Below are 3,973 nucleotides of genomic sequence, written 5' to 3'. Positions count from 1 at the left end.
GTACCTGGGAGGAGGGCAGGGAATCGTGAGGGGCGTACCTCCTGATACCAGCCTTCGACGGGGAAAAACAGGGCTGATCCTAATGAAAAAATTCGGCAGTGGAAACGGTGCCAACACCCACGGAGATTTCCCCGATATGTGAGTATTTTTGGAATCGGGGCGTATTTTTCAGGAATAAACCGTGCTTTTTAGCGGCCCGGGAAAATGCGCAAAAATCGCACAGCCTGCACTCCGATCCGGAGTCCCACGGCTGAACAGCCACCGCTGTGAACGAAATTTTTTCCCAGGTAATGGGGGTGGCAAACGGGAAACCGGATTTTTATAAAAAAACTATGAATTTGCCATCCGGCACACGCTATGGGGAGCCGGGAGGCATCGCTGGTACGGGATGTGTTTTTTCTGCTGCTGATATCCACGACGGGAGCCCTTCCCTGCCATCAGACCGTGCCCTTTACCCGGTGCAGCATCATGGTCAGCGCAAAGGAGTTTCCACCGGTGTCCTTCCCGCTGGCGTACGTCAGCACGACAAACATTGTATCCGGGCCGGTAAAGGTGGCCTTAGCCCATCCCCCGGGCTGGTCGATGATTGTGAGGGATTTCCCGTCCGGATCAAAAATACCAAGAACGGTCTGGTTTACATCAGGGCCATAGGGCTGCCGGAAGAGTTTGAAGCCTTTGACAACGGGGCCTTGCTGCGAAGCAAACACCCACGTGTTCTCGCCAACCGTGACATCCTGGATTGTCGTGTTCAGGTTCCAGCCGGCTTCGCCCGAGGATTTCCAGGTACCGGTGATGTCCGGATAATTCATGGAAGCCGGGAGTTCCATACCAGTTGTCACCGCGGGCACTGCACTTGATTCAGGAGCTGAAATACATCCTGCACTCAGAAGAGAGATGACAAGAAGTATTGCAATGCATATGACAGATCGGCATACTCTCATGATGGGAATACTCCCGCTTAAAAAATATTTATTTCTTCCGTACAATGCACAACTCTTCGGATCACCTGCCGGATGGTATGACAAGAGGGCCATTTCCTGTATACCGCGGGGAAACGCTTCTGCAGTGAAGAATGCGCATGCCTGTGACCGCTTTTGTTGGGTACCCGGGACTGGTTCAAAAAGACGGTCGGTTATTCATTAAGCACAACCGGATTCTTAAGATATCATGTATCCACAGGCCGGTAATTTTTCCCGGGTTCACACTCTCGGCAATCTGGACAAAAAGGATCAAAAATGTTTTATTTCCTGAACCGAAAGTCAGGGTATGTACCGGTTTTTCCTTGCCTGCCTGTTTCTCGTTGCAATATGCATCCCCGCACCTGCATCGGCATTTGTCGACCGGAACAGCATCACGTCGGCTGCAGAATTTAAGGATTATGTCCCGGCATCGTACCTGAAATCTGCCGGCATTACAGACAGTATGACGGTCGACGTTGCCCTTGACAAGTATATCACCTACGCGCTCAGCTTTTCCTCCCCAACCGCATATGCGTATATCTCCCAGTTGTCGAATCCGGCCCAGGTGAAGATCCACGCCGGCGCGAGCACAGCCCCTGCATCGCGGGGGGACGTGGTTTCTGAGGGATGGAACATCGAAGTCGGGGACGGTGTCCGTGTTGCAATACGGTACCCGGGCGGAGTTCAGCATACGATCACCGGGCCCTACACGTATACGGTTCCCGCGTACGGCAAGTGGGGAGAGAACGCAGTGTTCGGCCTGGCACCCGTTGGAACAAGCAGCAGGGCAGTGGATACAATCCCCGATACCTCCGGCTACGCGGTTATGAAACAGGAGATCGCCTGCCGCGGGGGTTATGTTCTTAAGGACGTCAAGCTGGGATCAGTAACCGGAACTGTGTACATGGTCCATTATTCCCGGAATCCCGCGGATCCGGATTACTTCTCACTTCAAATCCCCGCCGGCATCGGGACCCATCCCGTTTCCGATACAACCACGGTGGTTGTCGGTCCGGGATCATCTGCCTTAATTGAACACGGGCTGGAAGTAACGCGGGTTCGCGAGAAGACCCTGTATGAGTTTGAACCTGCTTCCACGGACTGTATTCGTGATACTTCAGTGTCCGGAGGGGTGCGGGAGAAGACAATCTTTGATTCGATTTTCAATGCATTTGGAACTTTCTGGAATAGTATAACCAAAACAGCGGACGATATCATAAAAACTCCGACCGCTGTCGCGGGTGTACGCGGATAGAGAAGGGAAAGGAACATTTTTTCGATCGTTAGCACGGAACGGGGCATCCGCATTCTCTGCAACGGTCCCGCAATCATGCGGATTTTGTTGTATCCGGTTGTGGGAGAAGTCCCTCCACCCACGCCCGGTTCGCCCGTAGCGCACAGCCGCCTTCAGTTTCCGTGAGGATCTCCGGCTCCTGCCGGATCCGTGCAAGCAGCCGGGAACGAAGCGCCTCGTTTAACGGTACCTGCGCAAGATTCGCATCCGAGTACGGTGCTGCCGGGCAGGGTTCGAGATTTCCTGACGGGCTCACGTGCACGAAACCCCGGCCTGCGGCAAGGCAGCCGCCGTACTGGTCCTCGTCACCCGGAAACCCGATGAAGAGTGCCGGGAACTTCCGGTTGAAATCGGAAAGAACGATCTGCAGGACCTTCTTCTGCTCGTGTGTGAGGACGAGATGTTCCGTGCCCGGTTCCATGGGCACGTACTCAACGAACGTGAGGACGCGGGCCCCCGCGGCAAGCATTTCACGGGCAAAGTCTTCACCCGTGACCCGCGGGAAATTTTCGCGCGATGTGGTGATCGAGACGCCGAAGAAGACATTCCGCTGCTTCAACCGGGAACACACGGCGAGGAGCCGGTCGTAAACCCCCTCCCCGCGGCGTGTATCGGTCTCCACCCGGAATCCTTCGAAACTGATTACGGGAACGATGTTGCGGTGCTGGGCGATTGTCGCGGCGACAGCATCATCGATTAAGAGGCCGTTTGTGAAGACCGGGAAGAGGACTGCCGGATGGTGGTGTGCCAGAGAGAGGATCTCATCGCGCCTCACCAGTGGTTCACCGCCGGCAATAACAATGACCGAAACACCGAGATCAGCTGCCTGGCCGACAACGCTCTCAAGTACCTCCCGGCTCATCTCGGGCACCGGTTTTTCGTGGCGCCCGTGCATATAGCAGCCGGCGCAGGCAAGGTTGCAGCGGGAGGTGATGCTCGTAATCATGATGGGCGGGACCATGAGGCCTTCGCGTTCATGGTTCTTCCGTACCGCTGCCGCCTTTTTCTGGTGGTGGAGGATCACGGTCCCGGGGATGAGAAGCGCCGGGTCTGATGAGACAATCCTTACTGCCTGTGCGAGCGTTTCGCTGATGGTCGCATCAAACAACTCGCGGAAATTGCTGGCATCCATGCGCTCCTCCATATTTTTCATCACGATGCCGGGCCCCCGCTGCACCGCTGCCTGAGTACCAAAAGGATCCAGCCGGCAACCGCACAGAGCACGACAACGCCCGCGAGCACGGAGAACCCGAACTTGAGAAGTGTTGCTGCCATCGTGATCTGGGCAATGCTGTACATCTCCAACGGCCATGCGAGGAGCATCGCGATGATCCCGAGGTTCTCCAGGTAATCGAAGAGCGCCCCGATGACCGGGATGACGTTGAGCCGGTGCCACGGGCTCGCTGCCGGCAGCCACCGGTGCAGGAGCCATGAGATGAAGGTCGAGAGGAAGAGGCCGTAGAAGAGCGGGACAAGCAGATCGATAGGAATGATATGGGTCAGCTCGAATGCCCGCCCCGCATCACCCATTGCTGCAAGGAACGTGTACGCCTGTTCCGGCGTGTAAAACACTTCCATGTCAAGGATACCCACACCGCCGGTTATTGATTTGAGTTCCTCGATACCGAACGGCCTCCCGTTGCCGAGGACGCCGGTGATGAGAAGCCCGGCACGGGAAAAGGGGATGGTGCGGAACGAAGAGCGGGCGATGAGCGGATAG

General features: G+C 56.0%; 4 protein-coding genes. 1 reads left to right on the top strand and 3 read right to left on the bottom strand.

Translation table 11 applies throughout. The annotated features are described in order from the left end of the window. Positions 1-437: 437 nt before the first annotated feature. Positions 438-827, bottom strand: coding sequence for a hypothetical protein (locus CW742_RS08465; protein WP_292419095.1), 390 nt, complete (start codon positions 825-827; stop codon positions 438-440). A 439-nt stretch (positions 828-1,266) separates the two neighbouring features. On the opposite strand from CW742_RS08465, the gene CW742_RS08460 reads away from it, so the two are divergent. Then, entirely contained in the window at positions 1,267-2,214 is a 948-nt protein-coding gene (locus CW742_RS08460; protein WP_292419092.1) for a hypothetical protein, read from the top strand. A gap of 73 nt (positions 2,215-2,287) precedes the next feature. Here CW742_RS08460 and CW742_RS08455 read toward each other — a convergent pair whose 3' ends face one another. Continuing rightward, a complete protein-coding gene (locus tag CW742_RS08455; RefSeq protein WP_292419089.1) occupies positions 2,288-3,397 on the bottom strand; it encodes a radical SAM protein in 1,110 nt (369 codons plus the stop codon). Positions 3,398-3,405: 8 nt separating this feature from the next. Then, the coding region (locus tag CW742_RS08450; protein WP_292419087.1) for a hypothetical protein at positions 3,406-3,973 on the bottom strand (568 nt) is incomplete at its 5' end.

It is taken from the genome of Methanoregula sp. (assembly GCF_002835825.1).
Taxonomy (GTDB): Archaea; Halobacteriota; Methanomicrobia; order Methanomicrobiales; family Methanospirillaceae; genus Methanoregula.
Note: the sequence above shows the minus strand (reverse complement) of the source record. Positions and strands in the feature narration are given on the sequence as shown.

Coding starts and splice junctions, on each gene's coding strand:
- CW742_RS08465 (WP_292419095.1), bottom strand. CDS start 827: ATGGAACTCCCGGCTTCCATGAATTATCCGGACATCACCGGTACCTGG.
- CW742_RS08460 (WP_292419092.1), top strand. CDS start 1,267: ATGTACCGGTTTTTCCTTGCCTGCCTGTTTCTCGTTGCAATATGCATC.
- CW742_RS08455 (WP_292419089.1), bottom strand. CDS start 3,397: ATGGAGGAGCGCATGGATGCCAGCAATTTCCGCGAGTTGTTTGATGCG.